20 protein-coding genes are annotated in these 16,133 nt (G+C 53.8%); 10 read left to right on the plus strand and 10 right to left on the minus strand.

Annotated elements, in window-relative coordinates; all coding sequences use genetic code 11:
• Window positions 1–48 precede the first annotated feature (48 nt).
• Together DS901_RS03355 and DS901_RS03360 are read right to left on the minus strand one after the other, a co-directional pair.
• Window positions 49–165, minus strand: a complete 117-nt coding sequence (locus DS901_RS03355; RefSeq protein WP_113775516.1) for an entericidin A/B family lipoprotein — start codon at window positions 163–165, stop codon at window positions 49–51.
• Between the two features lie 55 nt (window positions 166–220).
• Window positions 221–973 (minus strand): alpha/beta fold hydrolase, encoded by a 753-nt coding sequence (locus DS901_RS03360; protein WP_113775517.1) that lies wholly within the window; start codon window positions 971–973, stop codon window positions 221–223.
• Between the two features lie 42 nt (window positions 974–1,015).
• Here DS901_RS03360 and DS901_RS03365 point away from each other — a divergent pair, with 42 nt between their 5' ends.
• Window positions 1,016–1,432, plus strand: coding sequence for a hypothetical protein (locus DS901_RS03365; protein ID WP_258546640.1), 417 nt, complete (start codon window positions 1,016–1,018; stop codon window positions 1,430–1,432).
• On the opposite strand, the gene DS901_RS03370 is transcribed toward DS901_RS03365, so the two are convergent.
• Together DS901_RS03370 and DS901_RS03375 are read right to left on the minus strand one after the other, a co-directional pair.
• Complete coding sequence (locus tag DS901_RS03370) at window positions 1,362–2,231, minus strand: DUF817 domain-containing protein (RefSeq protein WP_258546641.1); 870 nt, start codon at window positions 2,229–2,231, stop codon at window positions 1,362–1,364. The genes DS901_RS03365 and DS901_RS03370 overlap by 71 nt on opposite strands.
• Before the next feature lie 183 nt (window positions 2,232–2,414).
• On the minus strand, window positions 2,415–2,981 hold the full coding sequence (locus DS901_RS03375) for a hypothetical protein (RefSeq protein ID WP_113775518.1): 567 nt from the start codon (window positions 2,979–2,981) through the stop codon (window positions 2,415–2,417).
• 348 nt (window positions 2,982–3,329) lie between these two features.
• On the opposite strand from DS901_RS03375, the gene DS901_RS03380 reads away from it, so the two are divergent.
• Window positions 3,330–3,554 carry a hypothetical protein gene (locus DS901_RS03380; protein WP_147249841.1) on the plus strand — a complete coding sequence of 75 codons (225 nt, stop codon included), beginning with the start codon at window positions 3,330–3,332 and terminating at the stop codon, window positions 3,552–3,554.
• 120 nt (window positions 3,555–3,674) lie between these two features.
• Here DS901_RS03380 and glyA read toward each other — a convergent pair whose 3' ends face one another.
• Window positions 3,675–4,970, minus strand: a complete 1,296-nt coding sequence (gene glyA / locus DS901_RS03385; RefSeq protein WP_113775520.1) for a serine hydroxymethyltransferase — start codon at window positions 4,968–4,970, stop codon at window positions 3,675–3,677.
• Window positions 4,971–5,156: 186 nt separating this feature from the next.
• On the opposite strand from glyA, the gene DS901_RS03390 reads away from it, so the two are divergent.
• The 6 genes from DS901_RS03390 (at window position 5,157) to trpB (ending at window position 9,872) form a co-directional block, all read left to right on the plus strand.
• The gene (locus DS901_RS03390) at window positions 5,157–5,921 is read left to right on the plus strand and encodes an NAD kinase (RefSeq protein ID WP_113775521.1); all 765 of its coding nucleotides are present in this window, start codon (window positions 5,157–5,159) and stop codon (window positions 5,919–5,921) included.
• 161 nt (window positions 5,922–6,082) lie between these two features.
• Window positions 6,083–6,925, plus strand: a complete 843-nt coding sequence (locus tag DS901_RS03395) for a HalD/BesD family halogenase (RefSeq protein WP_113775522.1) — start codon at window positions 6,083–6,085, stop codon at window positions 6,923–6,925.
• Window positions 6,926–7,264: 339 nt separating this feature from the next.
• Window positions 7,265–7,546, plus strand: a complete 282-nt coding sequence (gene ihfB / locus DS901_RS03400; RefSeq protein ID WP_113775794.1) for an integration host factor subunit beta — start codon at window positions 7,265–7,267, stop codon at window positions 7,544–7,546.
• 9 nt (window positions 7,547–7,555) lie between these two features.
• Entirely contained in the window at window positions 7,556–7,912 is a 357-nt protein-coding gene (locus DS901_RS03405) for a LapA family protein (protein WP_113775523.1), read from the plus strand.
• Complete coding sequence (locus tag DS901_RS03410; RefSeq protein ID WP_113775524.1) at window positions 7,912–8,562, plus strand: phosphoribosylanthranilate isomerase; 651 nt, start codon at window positions 7,912–7,914, stop codon at window positions 8,560–8,562. The genes DS901_RS03405 and DS901_RS03410 overlap by 1 nt, the downstream gene beginning before the upstream one ends.
• Window positions 8,563–8,645: 83 nt before the next feature.
• Window positions 8,646–9,872: a tryptophan synthase subunit beta gene (trpB, locus tag DS901_RS03415; RefSeq protein WP_113775525.1), complete on the plus strand. Its 1,227-nt coding sequence runs from the start codon at window positions 8,646–8,648 to the stop codon at window positions 9,870–9,872.
• Window positions 9,873–10,549: 677 nt separating this feature from the next.
• Here the strand turns inward: trpB and DS901_RS03420 are convergent.
• From DS901_RS03420 to pth, 4 genes are read right to left on the minus strand one after another with little or no spacing between them, the layout of a single operon-like run.
• Entirely contained in the window at window positions 10,550–10,924 is a 375-nt protein-coding gene (locus DS901_RS03420; RefSeq protein WP_113775526.1) for a DUF2237 family protein, read from the minus strand.
• Window positions 10,917–12,077: a serine hydrolase domain-containing protein gene (locus DS901_RS03425; RefSeq protein ID WP_113775527.1), complete on the minus strand. Its 1,161-nt coding sequence runs from the start codon at window positions 12,075–12,077 to the stop codon at window positions 10,917–10,919. Before DS901_RS03425 ends, DS901_RS03420 begins: the two co-directional genes overlap by 8 nt.
• 60 nt (window positions 12,078–12,137) lie before the next feature.
• Window positions 12,138–13,163, minus strand: coding sequence for a DUF2332 domain-containing protein (locus DS901_RS03430; protein WP_113775528.1), 1,026 nt, complete (start codon window positions 13,161–13,163; stop codon window positions 12,138–12,140).
• The gene (gene pth, locus DS901_RS03435; RefSeq protein WP_113775529.1) at window positions 13,160–13,834 is read right to left on the minus strand and encodes an aminoacyl-tRNA hydrolase; all 675 of its coding nucleotides are present in this window, start codon (window positions 13,832–13,834) and stop codon (window positions 13,160–13,162) included. Before pth ends, DS901_RS03430 begins: the two co-directional genes overlap by 4 nt.
• Before the next feature lie 174 nt (window positions 13,835–14,008).
• On the opposite strand from pth, the gene DS901_RS03440 reads away from it, so the two are divergent.
• Window positions 14,009–14,803 (plus strand): NYN domain-containing protein, encoded by a 795-nt coding sequence (locus DS901_RS03440; protein WP_113775530.1) that lies wholly within the window; start codon window positions 14,009–14,011, stop codon window positions 14,801–14,803.
• Window positions 14,804–14,859: 56 nt separating this feature from the next.
• Here the strand turns inward: DS901_RS03440 and DS901_RS03445 are convergent, their stop codons facing one another.
• Complete coding sequence (locus tag DS901_RS03445) at window positions 14,860–15,495, minus strand: 50S ribosomal protein L25/general stress protein Ctc (protein WP_113775531.1); 636 nt, start codon at window positions 15,493–15,495, stop codon at window positions 14,860–14,862.
• A gap of 259 nt (window positions 15,496–15,754) precedes the next feature.
• Between DS901_RS03445 and DS901_RS03450 the strand changes: the two genes are divergently transcribed.
• On the plus strand, window positions 15,755–16,075 hold the full coding sequence (locus tag DS901_RS03450; RefSeq protein ID WP_113775532.1) for a hypothetical protein: 321 nt from the start codon (window positions 15,755–15,757) through the stop codon (window positions 16,073–16,075).
• Window positions 16,076–16,133: the final 58 nt, after the last annotated feature.

Genomic DNA, 16,133 nt, shown 5'->3' on the forward strand with positions numbered 1-16,133 from the left:
CGTGATGGGCGGGCTGAGCGTCGCGACGTTTTTGACGTCTGGCGTTGTTTAAAGCGCGTTATCGACGGCTTGGCCCGCGCTGGTGATGTCACGGCCAACGCCTTTGACGGTTTCGCAGGCTGATAGGCCCAGAACGGACAGGACAAGGAATGCGCGGATGATCATGGTGGACCTCAGTATTTTGGTTTCGCGAAAACCCTAGCCGCTGGGCAGGGCGTTATCAAGATGGGTCTGGCATGTTCAGGAATGCGGTGACTGCGGCGGCGAATTCTCGCGGCTTTTGCGCGTGGAGCCAATGCCCCGCCTCCGGAATTTTTGCAAATTTGGCCTGCGGGAACAGGGATTTGATCGCGGGGCGGTGCTCGGGCAACACATAGTCTGATTCAGCGCCTGTTAAAAACAATGACGGGCCTGCGAAAGCCCCCCTGAGCTTCGGAAAACCAACGATCTGCGCCATGTCGGCTTCGAGCACGTCAAGGTTCAGCCGCCAGCGCTTTTCTTTCAGATCAAGGCTTTGCAGTAGAAAATCCGCAACGCCGGGCTCTAATTCGCCAAGTAATTCTTTGGCCTCGCTGCGCGATCCAACGGTGGCAGGATCCACATGGCGCATCGCGTTGAGCGGCCCCATCTGCGTGTGCTGATAGGCGACTGGGGCGATGTCGGCCACGATCAACCGTCGCAGTTTGGCAGGGTGGGTCAGGGCTAGCACCATCGCGGCCTTACCGCCCATGGAATGCCCAAGCACGTCCATAGGCTGGTCGATCACCTCGGCCAAATCATCCGCCATATCCGCGTATGATTGGCTATCAAACCACGGGCTGCTGCCGTGGTTGCGCATATCGACGGCAATCACCGGGCGTTCAGCCGATAGCCGTTTGGCGATGACCCCCCAGTTCCGTGCGGATCCGTACAGACCATGTGCGATTAAAAGGGGTGTGCCTGCAGGCCCGTCGTAGTGTACCGTGTTCAACATGCATCTGTTTTAACCCTTTGTCGCGCCAAAGCGCCAGAGGGATTGAGCGATGATTGGTTTGCGATTACCGGGTGGTTTATGGGCCAAATGATTGAACAAAATATTGCTGACATCCGCGCGCTGCTTGAATCCAAGCTGCGCGTGCGCGGTGGGTCCTTGGCCGTGCAGATACGCAAGGCCCGGCGGCTATTACCGCGCGCTGTGCGCCGTGACCTGAACTATCTTGTTGAGACCGCAGAGCTGAGCCGAAACCCCAAGCTGGTACGCATGGTTGATACGGCCCGTGTCGCGCGTGCGCATCGCAATGCGGTTGCGTTCCTTGACGGCGTTGATCTACGCGAACAGCGCATAACCGGGTTGATCAATGTGATTGCGGCGATTGCGCTGGCTATTCTGGTGACGGTGGCACTGGTGATTTACGTGCTGGTGCAACGGGGTTACGTTGGACCGGGTCTTTGACCACCAACGTGACTGTGGCGAAGGCCACATAAAGCAGTAGGTACCACGATCCGATTTTCGCAAAGCTGACCAGTTCCAGCGGGTTTTGCCCAGAGTAGATCCATGTGCCTGTAAGCGTGCCGATGTTTTCGGCGATCCATAAAAACAGGCTGCTTAGAAACGCGGCGACGGGCAGTGGCATCCAGTACCAGTTAGCCCCAATGCGGAACCAAATGCGGGTGCGGATGTAGAACACCACCGTGGCCGCGAATAGGATCACCCGTAAATCCCAGATATAGTGATGGCTGAAAAAGTTGATGTAGACAGCAATTGCCAACCCAAAGTGCAGGACCATCGGCGGGAACGGCGCGAATTGCATGTCAAACAACCGAATGACCCGCGCCATGTAGCTGCCGACGGCGGCATACATGAAGCCCGAAAACAGCGGCACACCGTAGATTTTGAACAGCGCAATTTCCGGGTAGCCCCAAGACCCTGCACTGACCTTGAACCACTCCATCGCGGTGCCTGTGATGTGGAACAAAAGGATTACGCGCGCCTCTGCCCATGTCTCTAGCTTAAAGCGTAAGAATAAGACTTGCAGGCCAAGTGCGATTAAGAACAGCGCGTCATAGCGGGCGAGGGGCCAGTGATCCTGCCAGATAATCCTCGTCCCGATGATCGCCGCCAAAAGGCACGCGCCAAACAAACAGGCCCATGCTTGTTTGAGAACAAACATAACAAATTCCGCCACCCCAGCGGGAAGACGGCGGCGCATAGCATCGCCCAGACGGCGTTCAGTGAGATGGGTTTGGGTCATGGGGTTTTTGTAGCAGGCGTAACGGCAATGAAAATGCAGAAAATGTGCAGTTTGTTATGAGAGTTTACCCGTCCACTAAGCGGACAAAGCGTGCATTTGTGCTTAGGTTTGCTAGGTCCGCCTACGGCCCAAATGGACCATCCACCCAATGGCAGCGGGCTTCAGCTACCAATGTTGCCGCTGCTAACCTTCCCGACCAACCGTCTCAGATCCCAGCCCACGCTCGATATGCTCTGTGCATGGATCGATTATGTCGAGGAGGGGAACCCAGTTAAAAGTTGGACCAGACTTCACTTCTTGACCCTTTCCATCAAACCAAGAACTGCTTTCTTCGTCAAAGTTCCATGAAACATCAATTACAACTTGATTTCCCCAGTGGGATGCCCCGGAAAAATACCAAGAGATACCCTCTACATGTTCTGAAGCGACGCCTTTGGAGTCCGGAACATCTTCGTCAGTATTCTTTCTCAATGCATGCTTGGTTGCATTGGATGCCTGTCGGATAAGGCGGAATTTCCATGCATCATCATGGTGGGATTCCTGCAGCCGATCCTTGAACTTCTCTTCGATTTTGCCACGTTGGGAACTACTGAGTTTTTGCACATCGTGACATTGGAATGCGCAGTGTGACGCGTAGGAATCCAATGACCAAATGGCGCAAAACCCTTTGTGGAGCGAGTGGGGTTGTTCCCTAAACTCAGTAAGTACCGGCTCAAGAATTTCCGCCTTGAACGTTAACGCATCAAGCATTGCTGAATTTCCTTTTGAGCACAACAGGGGGGCGGTAAATGGTGCCTACAATAGTGGAGATTTGCTGAACGTGCGGCATGTGCCAATTTGGGCTCGGAGGAGACATTCAATAAGTTCGGGATCGGCCCGGGATCAGGGGGGCTGAAGCCCACCTGAATTTTCTTACAGGTTCGGATACATTGGAAGCTTGTTGTAGAGCGCTTCGACTTTGGTTTCAACTTCTGTATAGATCGGAGTGAGAAACAGTGAATATTTGGAACGGAACTTTCGATAATATGCCTCACCGAACAAGGATACTCTAAATGTACGGATGCGATTTCGAACAACTTTTCAGTGCGGTAGGGCAAAGTGAATAAACAAGAAATGCTTGATGCGTTACGAAAAGGCTTACCCGGAAAATGGGGGGCGTTTAGTATCTTTTTGGTCCTGTGGGTAATGTCGAGTTCAAAGTGGGAACTGACAGCTATTCTTGGCTTGTCAGCAATTTTTATTGTAATATTTGGCAAAGACTTAATCTTGGGTTTCGTAGAAAAAGGCGTGGATTATTCGAAAAGTGATAACGATCAAAAATGACATCATGCAATTCCACAATGGAAAGCTGTATTTAATCTTCGAATTAATTGGTTGTTTGGATAGACGAAGGCGGACCGAAGCCCGCCTTCGTTAATTTGGCCAAAGCCTATCTAAATGTTTTCACAAATTCGGATACATCGGGAACTTGTCGCAGAGCGCTTCGACTTCGGCGCGGACTTTGGCTTCGACGTCGCCGTTGCCCTCTTCACCGTTGGCGGCAAGACCGTCGGTGACTTCGACGATCCAATCGGCGATCTGGCGGAACTCGGCTTCGCCGAACCCGCGTGTTGTGCCTGCGGGGGAGCCCAGACGGATACCGGATGTGACCGTTGGTTTTTCAGGGTCAAACGGGATGCCGTTTTTGTTGCAGGTGATGTGGGCGCGGCCCAATGAGTTTTCGGTCGCATTGCCCTTAACCCCTTTGGGACGCAGATCGACCAGCATCAGGTGGCTGTCGGTGCCGCCTGATACAATGTCCAGCCCGCCTTTCATCAGCTGATCCGCCAAGGCTTGGGCGTTTTTGACAACTTGCTCTTGGTAGGATTTGAACTCGGGGCGCAGGGCTTCACCGAATGCCACGGCTTTACCAGCGATGACATGCATCAGCGGGCCACCTTGGATGCCGGGGAAAATGGCAGAGTTCACTTTTTTCGCGATATCCGCATCGTTGGCGCAGATCATACCGCCGCGTGGACCGCGCAGGGTTTTATGGGTGGTCGTGGTGGCAACATGTGCGTGCGGGAAGGGCGATGGGTAGATGCCGGCAGCGACAAGCCCAGCAAAGTGCGCCATATCGACCATCAATATCGCGCCAACAGAATCCGCGATTTCGCGCATTTTTGCGAAATCAATGATGCGTGGAATGGCAGAACCGCCCGCGATGATCATCTTTGGCTGGTGCTCGGTCGCGAGGGTTTGGACCTCATCATAATCGAGCAGGCTGTCCTGGCGACGCACACCGTATTGGATTGCGTTGTAGATTTTGCCGGATTGGTTTGGTTTCGCACCGTGGGTCAGGTGACCGCCTGCGTCCAAAGACATGCCAAGAATGGTGTCGCCCGGCTTGATCAGTGCGTTATAGACACCTTGGTTCGCTTGTGATCCAGAGTTCGGCTGCACGTTCACATATTCACAGCCAAACAACTGTTTGGCGCGGTCGATGGCGATGTTTTCGGCAACATCGACGTATTCGCACCCACCATAGTAACGGCGCCCCGGATACCCTTCGGCGTATTTGTTTGTCATCACGCTGCCTTGGGCTTCCATGACAGCGGCCGATACAATGTTTTCAGACGCGATCAATTCGATCTCTTTGCGCTGGCGACCAAGCTCGCCTGTGATTGCAGCGTGAATTTCAGGGTCGCGGGTATCAAGTGTTTCGGTGAAAAAGCCGGCGTCGCGGACATCTGCGGTCATGGGTGTTTTCCTTGTCTCAGGGGCCAATTGCAAAGTGATGGCACCTCATACCGTAGGATTGCCGCGTTCTAAAGCATCAAAACGACCATGATCTTTATGAGCGCGTCATGTAGGTTTCTTATCGGCGTCTTGCGTTTCACTGGTGATCCGCTCACTACTAGGTCGAATAAGAGGAATAATTCGCTAATGACGCAGCCTAAAATCGCCTTTGTCGCCAGCCCTGTACCGACTGCGCAAATTGCATTGCGCGAATTGACGGCGCTGCATGGGAATGTGGTGCCTGAACAGGCAGAGATTATCGTCGCTCTTGGCGGTGATGGTTTTATGTTGCAGACCTTGCATAGCACACAAGGCCTAAACGTGCCCGTCTACGGGATGAATCGCGGTACCGTTGGGTTCTTGATGAATGAGTATGGCGGGGATGATCTGGTTGAACGGCTGGATGCGGCCGTGGAAGAGGTGATCAACCCATTGGCGATGACTGCGCTAACTGTCGATGGTCAAATGCACGAGGCTCTGGCGATCAACGAGGTCAGCCTGCTGCGCGCGGGGCCGCAAGCCGCGAAGCTGCGGATTACCGTTGATGGCAAACTGCGGTTGCCTGAACTGGTGTGCGATGGCGCGCTATTGGCGACACCCGCCGGGTCGACCGCCTATAACTATTCCGCGCATGGGCCGATCTTGCCGATTGGGTCTGATGTATTGGCGTTGACCGCGATGTCGGCGTTCCGGCCGCGGCGCTGGCGCGGCGCGTTGCTACCTAAGCGGGCGGTTGTGCGGTTCGATGTGATCGACCCGGCCAAACGTCCTGTTATGGCCGATGCCGATGGGGAATCTGTGCGCGATGTGTCGAGCGTTGAAATTCGGTCAGAGCCGACGATCAAACACCGGATTTTATTTGACCCGGGACATGGGCTTGAGGAACGGCTGATCCGTGAACAGTTCGTGTGAATTTTCACGCATGAAACTGTGTTAAATCAGCTATATACATACCCTAAAATTTGGTGTCGCATCGACGAAGCGAAAGGCTGGTTTTCGTCGGGCTGATGTCGCAAATGAATAAGACTTGTCGCATTTGCGGTTTTTTAATCCTGCCAAACAAGGAGGACTAAATGCAAATTTCTGACACTGACCTGATCAATCTCGCCGATTACCCCATCCATACTTGTGGTCCAGAACGCGACGCAGTCTTGGCTCGCGTTTGGGCAGATTTAGAAAAAGACGGGTGCGCCGTTTTGAAAGGGTTCTTGACGCCTGCGGGTGTTGCCGCGCTTACCGAGGAGGCAGACGGCGTTGCCGATCGGGGGCATAGCTCATTCAGCAAAACCAACGTCTACTTTAGCCAAGATGACCCCAGCCTGCCTAACGATGATCCGCGGCGTCAGTTTTATGATCGCTCGAACGCTTTCATTGCGGCGGATAACTTTGCCAAAGATGGTCCGTTGCGCCGGGTGCATGATTTCGAAGGTTTCGATCAGTTCATTCAGGACTGCTTGCAGGAAGAGAAGTTTTATCGCTACGCTGACCCGCTCGCGGATGTGATTGTGAACATGGCGTCGGAAGGAAACGGATTTCCGTGGCACTTTGATACCAACAATTTCACAGTGACACTCGCAATTCAAAATGCGAATGCTGGCGGCGCATTTGAATACGCCCCGAAAATTCGCGAAAACGATGAAAATTTCCCGGAGGTGAAACGCGTCTTGGATGGTACGTCAGACAAGATACATGTGCTTAACCTTGAGCCGGGCGATTTGCAGCTGTTTCGCGGTCGGTACTCTCTCCACCGTGTCGCACCGCTTGAGGGTAAGCGCCCGCGCTATGTCGCGATCTTTTCTTACGTTGAAGAACCGGGAATGGTGGGCAGTGTTGAGCGGACAAAACAGCTCTATGGGCGCACGCTTCCTATTCATGAGGAACGGGCCGGGCAGCGCGGTGACGCCTACCTCGACTAGATATTGGTAGCTTCTGGCTCTGGAAAAAACTGCGCGTGCGCGCGTTAACTTTGCGCGGTATCATGTAACCCTCTATAAAAATTGACCAAATGGTCAATGACGATTCGCGCGCGGCCTATGCGCGAATCGTTCAATTTGTCTGTGGTGCCGAAAATCGTGCCGTGACCCGAAGGCCGGGGTGTAGATGGATTTCAAGGCGATTTTTCTGATTTCTTCCTACATTTTGCGCAATTTCACCCTGTACTCGCTATTTCCTGAGCGCAGGAAACTGCCTATAGTCATTTGAAAAGCGGGGATAAACCTCGACGATGTGATATGTGTATTTTGGGAGGCTACGTTATGATCCGTTCTGAATTGATTCAAAAAATTGCTGATGAGAACCCGCATCTTTATCAACGTGACGTTGAGAGAATTGTGAATACGATCTTTGAAGAGATCACAGACGCTATGTCGCGGGGCGACCGTGTCGAATTGCGTGGCTTTGGCGCGTTTTCGGTGAAAAAACGGGACCAGCGTATTGGCCGCAACCCGCGCACGGGTGAAGCGGTCGAAGTTGAAGAGAAACATGTTCCGTTCTTCAAGACCGGCAAGCTTTTGCGGGATCGTTTGAACGGCAACTAAGAGGATGCCATGAAAACCATTCGTTATGCCTTTTGGGCCATTGCCGGGCTGTGCTTGATTATCATCGGGCTCGCCAACCGGGACGCGGTGACGGTGCGGGCCATGCCACAGGCGCTTGCTGATATGCTGGGCCTATCGCCTGACATACAGCTACCCCTATTTATCGTCATCTTCATTGGCGTTGGTGTGGGGTTGCTGATCGGTTTCTTGTGGGAATGGGTGCGCGAGCATCGCGTACGTTCCGATTCACGCGCAAAAAGCCGTGAACTTGATGCCTTGCGCCGCGAAGTGCAAAAACTGCGTGGTGAGGCCGTCGGCGCAAAAGACAGCGATGACGTGCTGGCACTTTTGGAAAACGCGGGCTGATGACTGCTGATATTCGGATTAAGATCTGCGGTCTGCGGACCGCAGCTGATATCGTGGCCGCGACCGACGCGGGTGCGACCTATATCGGGTTTAACTTTTATCCCAAATCCCCGCGCTACGTTAGCTTTGACCAAGCACGTGATCTTGCCATTGATGTGCCGCTTGGCGTGGCCAAGGTTGGGCTTGTCGTGAATGCAGATGATGCGCTGCTGGATGATCTGACGGAAAAGGTGCCACTGGATATGTTGCAGTTGCACGGATCAGAGACCCCTGAACGTGTTGCCGAAATCCGCGCGCGATACGGTCTGCCTGTGATCAAAGTGCTGGGTGTTTCAGGGCCTGACGATCTTGATGCAATTGATCGCTATAGCGTCGTTGCGGATCAATTGATGCTGGATGCAAAGCCGCCCAAAGATGCGGTGCTGCCGGGTGGGAATGGTATCAGCTTTGACTGGACTTTGCTGTCTGGGCGCAAATACTGGACCAAGCCGTGGATGCTTGCAGGCGGCCTGAAGCCTGAAAATGTGGCGCAAGCGATTGCAAACACCGGCACACTGCAAGTTGATGTGGCGTCGGGTGTGGAAACTGCGCCGGGCGTCAAAGATGCAGCCCTGATGAAAGCGTTTTGCGACGCGGCCCGCGGCGCCTAATCTTACCCAATAGTCTGCTTGCCTGCTTTACCCTTTTGAACAATCGCGCTAGTCCTGACAGGCGCGATAAAAAGAGATGTGACATGTCCAACGATCTATTCAACAGCTTCATGACCGGTCCCGACGAAAAGGGACGTTTTGGTGATTTTGGGGGCCGTTTTGTTTCGGAAACCCTGATGCCGCTGATCCTCGAACTTGAGGAGCAGTATGAGTTTGCCAAGACTGATGATAGTTTCTGGGCAGAGATGAACGATTTGTGGACCAACTACGTTGGCCGCCCAAGCCCGCTGTACCACGCCGAACGGCTGTCCGAACATCTGGGTGGCGCTAAGATTTATCTCAAACGCGATGAGCTAAACCACACAGGCGCACATAAGATCAATAACGTGCTCGGCCAGATTATTCTGGCGCGCCGCATGGGTAAAACCCGGATTATTGCCGAAACTGGCGCAGGCCAGCACGGCGTTGCGACGGCGACTGTTTGTGCGAAATTTGGTCTCAAATGCGTAGTTTACATGGGCGCGCATGACGTTGAACGCCAAGCGCCCAATGTGTTCCGTATGCGTCTTTTGGGGGCCGAAGTGGTCCCTGTGATCTCGGGTCGTGGCACGCTGAAGGATGCGATGAATGATGCGTTGCGCGACTGGGTGACCAACGTACGCGACACGTTTTATTGCATCGGCACTGTGGCCGGCCCACATCCTTACCCCGCGATGGTGCGTGATTTCCAAGCAATCATCGGCAAGGAAACCAAAGAGCAAATGCAAGCCACCGAAGGCCGTTTGCCTGATACGTTGATCGCCGCGATTGGTGGTGGCTCTAATGCGATGGGGCTGTTCTTTCCGTTCCTCGATGACAAAGAGGTCAATATCATCGGCGTCGAAGCTGGCGGTAAAGGCGTGAATGCCAAGATGGAACATTGCGCGTCGCTGACTGGTGGCCGCCCTGGCGTGCTGCATGGCAACCGCACCTACTTGTTGCAAGATGATGATGGTCAAATCCTCGAAGGGTTTAGCATCTCGGCAGGTCTTGATTACCCCGGGATCGGGCCCGAGCACGCTTGGCTACATGAAATCGGCCGTGCGCAATACGTGTCGATCACGGATGTTGAGGCACTTGAGGCGTTCCAGCTGTCTTGCGCGCTTGAAGGAATTATTCCTGCGCTGGAACCATCCCACGCGCTGGCCCATGTGATGAAGATCGCGCCGACGCTGCCCAAAGATCACCTGCTGGTGATGAACATGTGTGGCCGTGGCGACAAAGATATCTTTACCGTCGCCAAGCACCTTGGCTTTGACATGAAGGCCTAAACCATTTTTATCCATCTGGTGGGCTGTTCGGATTGCATGAAACCTATGAGATCATTGCATTTACATGTTAATAATATTGTAAAAGCAGGCCTCCCATGGACAGGGGAGCGCCCGGGTCCGGCAGTACCAGAGCTCCATCTAAAATGGTATCGTCGGTCTCTGTGGATGTAACGACAAATGATCTATTAAAACGTCCGTCGTGCCAAATTATTGCGGCAGACGGGTCGCTTGCGAAACGAGAGCTTATAGTTTCTTCTAGTTTTTCGACAAAATGTGTTTGTGCTCCCGTGGGGGGGGACCACAAGGATAATGCTGATATGAGGCAGTGATATTTTGCGCCCGGGCTTAATGGGGCGCCGAAGCTAATTGATATTCCGTCCCAACCAGAGCTTCCAGTCCATAGGCCCGGCTGTTCGATGGAAAAACCGCCGGCTTCTAGTTGCGTGGGATTTGGCAACCCGTCGTTACAATAGGTATTTGCCGCATCCAAACTACTTTCTGACCGCATCCGAGACAGGGTAGTGTACATTCTGTGTTGCTTATTGGCATTATTTTTTTTGTTTAATTCCGTACCTCCCCAAACAAGAAATACAATAAGAATGCCGAGTGACGGAATAACTTTGGATGACAAAATGTAGTCTCCTCATGTCTAGGGGGCGTTGCCATGACTAGCGTAATTAATCAGGCAGTGCGTATCCGCGCAATATGTCGATTGATACCACCTCAAGCGCGCGGACATGTGTGCCGTGTAGATTGACCTGCGGGGCGCAGCCTTCTGCATGGGCTTGCAAGAACCGGCTGGCGCATAGGCACCAGCTGTCCCCTGATTTCAGCCCTTTGAACCCAAACTCTGGGCGCGGTGTGCTTAGGTCGTTGCCAAAGTATTTTGAATAGGCCAGAAATTCGTCGGTCATCACGGCGCAGACAGTATGGCTGCCTGTGTCGGCGGCACATGTATCGCATGTCCCGTTACGAAAATAGCCGGTGACGGGATCTAATGAACAAGGGACCAACGGGGCGCCTAAGACGTTAAATGATGGGGCTTTATCCATGGGTTGCAAGGCTTTCTGCTATTTGTTGGAACACCACTTCGTTTTCGCGGCTCACGCCGTCCGTCCGAAATGCGCGGTCGGCGCTATGGGCCGCGATGGTGACGTTATTGATTTGGTCGATGTAGATGTATTGCCCGTAAATGCCACGCGCCAAAAACTGCCCATCGACACAGCCCAGCGGTACCCACCATTGATAGCCATAGCCGATTTCACCGGGCGCAGTTTTTGCGCTGGCTTTGGTTGATGCATCAACCCAATCGCGTGGCACGATTTGTTTGCCGTTCCATTCCCCGCCTTGTAACATCATTTGCCCGAACCGCGCGTTATCACGTGTCGTGGTGTTCAGCCCGCCCAGTACAAAGGCCACCCCATTACCATCGGTGACATAATAGGGCGCGTGTTCCATTCCCAAGGGAGCGATGATTTTTTCGTGCAAAAGCTCGGCGACTCCGCGCCCTGTCGCGCCGCGGATAACCATGCCTAAAACATGGGTGTCGATGGATACATATTCCATCCGCTCGCCGGGGGCGGCCGCACTGGTTTTTTGTTTTTGCGCAAATCTGTCCATCGATCCACCAAGTGCGAGAACGCGGCCCATTCGGTTGATGTCAGAGAAGAAGGCGAGGTAATCCTCATCGAACTTTAGCCCCGAGGACATTTGCAACACGTCTTTGATCGTTGTGGCTTGGTAGGCTGTGCCGGCCAATGTCGGTGCGTATTTCAGGACCGGATCGTCGATGCTATCGATTGCGCCCTCGGCCATGATTGCGCCGAATAGAGCGGACAGATAGCTTTTGGAGACGGACCAATTGATGCGCAGATCATTGGCCCCTGTGCCGTGGTAATAGTCTTCGAAAACTTGCTTTCCAGCCTTGAGAATGACCAGCGCAGTGATGCTGCGTGCGGTGATCCAAGCCTGCATTCCAGGTGTGATTGGCATGGGCGTGCCAATCGGTAGTGGTGTCGCAGTGGCGGTTGCAGGCAACCGATCAGCCAAGAACGTTTCGTCCATATGCGAAAAATTACGCACGATTGCGTCAGCCGAAAACAGTTTGAGCACATGGCGCAGCCGTTTAATTTCTGTGCGTTTTGCGATTGCAACTGCGGCGATGACGCTAGCTGCGATCACGGTTGTCCAAGTCACTGTGTACATATCTGATGCGTCCTTGTTTGACCTATCATGCCGCGTTCAGAAATAGGGTACAATGCGGCTTTATTCGCCTGACCACTGTATCCAACGCCCGTGAAAATCGGCGAGTCCAAGCGGAATTGTCAGATCGCCGGGCCAAAGTCGCAAGGTCAACGCAGCGCCGGGTTTTGCGCTGTCGCCTTCCATTGTGAACCACGCGAGTGGGCTGTCTTTGGTTGCAATGCGCCCGGCCTGTGCGATCATCGCAGCACCTTGGACTTGTTTTTCGGTCGGGAAATATTGCCAAGCCACAGTGCTGTAGATCAGGTGCAATTGGCCGGGCGTATGCCCCAACTGGTCTTCTAGCCAATCGATGGCATCCCCTTGAGTTACCGGGGTCTTTGCAGCCGCAATCGCGGCGCGGGTGAGTGTGATCCGTTCGGGCTGATCCGCCCAAAGGTAAGATTGCAAACGCTGTGCGTCGGTCTTTGGGTCCAGCGGGTTCAGATCAACGCCTGCGCGCGCCGTTACGTTCGGCGCAGTGGATGGTGGGGGTGGTCCCGCCCAATCGGGCCGCAAAGTCAGAGCAGGGGCGGTCGCCCCGAACTGTGCATCTGCAATCTCCAATCCGTAGTGATCCCAATGCAGGTTCAGCCCCGCGCTCGCGCCAAGTTCAGACAGGCGGATCGGTAGGTGAAACCGATCCGCAAGCAGGTGACCGACGGCAATCAGGACCGCCGATCGGCGAACCTCGTTGGTTTGCGGGGCGTGGTCCAATTGGGCGTTGATTGCTGCTTTCTGGTTGATCAGCGTATCGCACACAGCAGTCCAGAGCGTATCGTCACTGGTCTGCACAGGCGGGTAGACGGCGGTGAGCGTCGGGTCACCCGCCAACTTGCAGGCATGTAATGCCCCCGCAAGACGCAAGGGCACAGATTGTCCGCTGGGGTGAAGGTTGCCTTGCCATCCGAAAATGCGGTCTGTCACGGCGCAGGCTGGCCAATCACGGGTCGCGCAGAGAGTCATGAGCTGCGCCATAAATGGCGATCCTAGCCCGGCACAGGCCGTGGCCTGATAGGTAAATGCGTCTTTGACGTGTTCCGGGATCACCGGAAGCGGTCCACCAGCTTTTGCATGGGTGAACGACTGTCTTCTTGGGGTGTCGGCAGCGAGACCACTGGTTTGGGCTTTGGTTTGGTTGTTGATGACCGTGGAGGCGCGACGCGTAAGGCAATGGCGTTCAGGAATTTAGGGCCATCGCCTGCGATCAGATGGGCGATCCCATCGCTGATCCCGCGCATTTCATCATCAAGCCATTCGGCGTCCGCCTTGGGGAAATCGCGCAGCACATAGCCCGCGACTGCGTCTTTATGGCCAGGGTGGCCGATGCCCATGCGCACGCGGTCATAATCCGGGCCGATATGGCCGTGGATCGACCGAAGCCCGTTATGGCCCGCATGACCGCCACCCGTTTTTAGGCGTACCTTACCGGGTGCTAAATCTAGCTCATCGTGAAAGACGATTACGTCTTCTGGCGCAACTTTGAGATAGCGCATTGCCTCGCCTACTGATTGGCCGGATAGGTTCATGAATGTTTCGGGCTTCAAAAGTGCGACCTTTTCAGAGCCAAAACGCCCGTCACAGATTTGCCCTTGGAATTTACTGCGCCAGGGCGAAAACCCATGGTCCGTTGCGATAACATCCATAGCCATAAAGCCGATGTTGTGACGATTTTGCGCGTATTTCGCGCCGGGGTTGCCGAGGCCTACGATCAGTTTCATAACGCTTTCTTAACCTATGCCGCAGTGCGGCGCTAGTGGGTGGTCACAGATAGCCAATGACGCACCAGCATGATTGCAATCTGATGGCGATTTGCGGAGTTAAACACAAGGATAGGTTGGCAATGATCGCGTAGTTGATTAGGTGTTGCATGACGGTAGTGAACGAATTGAAGTATGACGAGCGAACCAAAAACACTGGGCGATAAGCTCGCACTAATCACGGCGGCACGACCTAAGCAGACGTTGCTTTTGGCCATTTTTAAGGTTCTGATATTTCTAGGAAATTTAGGTCTATTCGTTGCTGTTTGCTTTTTAACGCTCATGTTGACCAACCTATTGCCATCGCGGGAAATCGAGCGTGATGCGATCATGACTGGCTTGATACTGTTTGGGGGCGTCTGGGTGTTGTTTATCCTGTGGCAGCTTGCCGAAAGAAAGCGCAGCACGACCACTTCACACGGATTACTGAAATTCGACCGTCAGGGGTTTATGCGCAATCTGCGATTGGATGCAAAGACGGCTATTATTGACGGCAGTAATATCTATCACTTTGGGCACGAAAAGAAAATTGATGCTCAGCCGCTTGCTATGCTCGCGCACGCCCTGCGTGAAGAAGGGTATCGTATCGTCTGCTTCTTTGATGCGAATATATATTTTACGCTGATTGAACATGGCGCTTTTTCTGCGCAAAACCGGCACGAAGTTGGATTGCTGATCAACATATTTGGGTTGCGGGCGGACGAAATATATATCGTCCCAAGTGGGGTGCAAGCGGACTTTTTCATTTTGGAAAGCTTGCATCAACTGCCGATATCATTTGCTGTGACCAACGATCTGTACCGCGACTATGCGCAGAAATATCCCGACGTGATGCAAAGCAAACATTGGCGCAAGAGCGTTGCTCTGACCAATAACGAAGTCAAGCTGCGGCAGCATGCGTTTGCGCAACCGCTTCGTGTGGCCGATTAACCAAACAAAAAGGGCACCCGAAACGGGTGCCCTTTGATCCACGCAGTTGCGTTGGATTATTCTTCTGCAGGTGCCTCAGCAGCCGCGTCTTCTGTCGCTTCTTCGTCATCATCAGCGGCCATTGTGCGCGGAGCAGCAATGTTTGCGATGACAAAGTCACGGTCGATCACAGATTTCGCACCTTCAGGCATCGTCACTTCGCTGATGTGGATCGTGTCGCCCATTTCGTGGCTCGCCAGATCGATTGTGAGGTGATCAGGGATGTCGCCAGCCAGAACGTCAAGTTCGACTTCGTTACGCACAACAGTCAGCGTGCCACCTTTTTTGATACCTGGGCATGTCTCTGCGTTCACAAACTCAACAGGAATGAACAGCTTTACACGGCTGGTACGCTTAAGGCGCATCAGGTCGATGTGACGTGGCAAGTCTTTGACAACGTCGCGCTGAACACCGCGGCAGATCACGCGCACGTCTTCTTGGCCTTCAACCTTGAGGTTGAAAAGCGTCGACATGAAGCGGCCTTTGCGCAGCATAGTCAGCAGGTAGTTGAATGGGATGCTAATGGATTGGGGCTCTGCGCCACCACCATAAACAATGCCAGGTACGTCGCCATCACGGCGAGCTTGGCGGGCGGCCCCCTTGCCTGTCCCCGCGCGTACCTTGGCGTTCAGATCAGGAATCTGTCCAGCCATAGTAATTCTCCAGTTTGTTATGGGCCGCCCTCCAAGGGTGTGCGGACCCGGTAAGACCTGTGCCTATAGAAGGGATTCGCCTTTTTGGAAAGGGGGTTCATCGGTTGCGGCGTGGCTTTTATGGTTAGGCAATGCTTCTTTGGGATGCCTTTGATCAACAAAGATCACAAAACAGTTCTCGCGCTGGGGGTGAAGACTGTTTAAGAGGCGGGTCATGCGACACAGGTTTGGCATCATTTCTAGGTTGTTAACCACTTTTATGCTCCTGTTGGCCCTTGGGGCTGCAGGTCTATCTGGGCCTGTTAAACAGCCTGCAATGACAGACGATGTGATTGCCTATCTTGCCGCAGGTGGGTCATTTTCTGACCTGTGTGGCGATACGACAGACCCGAGCAAAGCCAGCGGCGGGCATTGCCCGGCCTGCCATCTGATCGCGGTCGCTGTTTTGCCGGCAGTGGTCACTGGCACGCCAAAAATTCTAGAAGATGATTATGTCCGCCTGACAACGGTTGCCCAGAACGTCCGTAATGCGCAGGCTCTCGACCCAGCCCGACTGTCGCGCGCTCCTCCCCAAGCCTGATTTCTTTCACCCTAAAGATTTCAACTGATCTGCCCAATGACTGCGGCAGAACCATAGG

It is taken from the genome of Loktanella sp. D2R18 (genome assembly GCF_003318235.1).
Lineage (GTDB): Bacteria > Pseudomonadota > Alphaproteobacteria > Rhodobacterales > Rhodobacteraceae > Yoonia.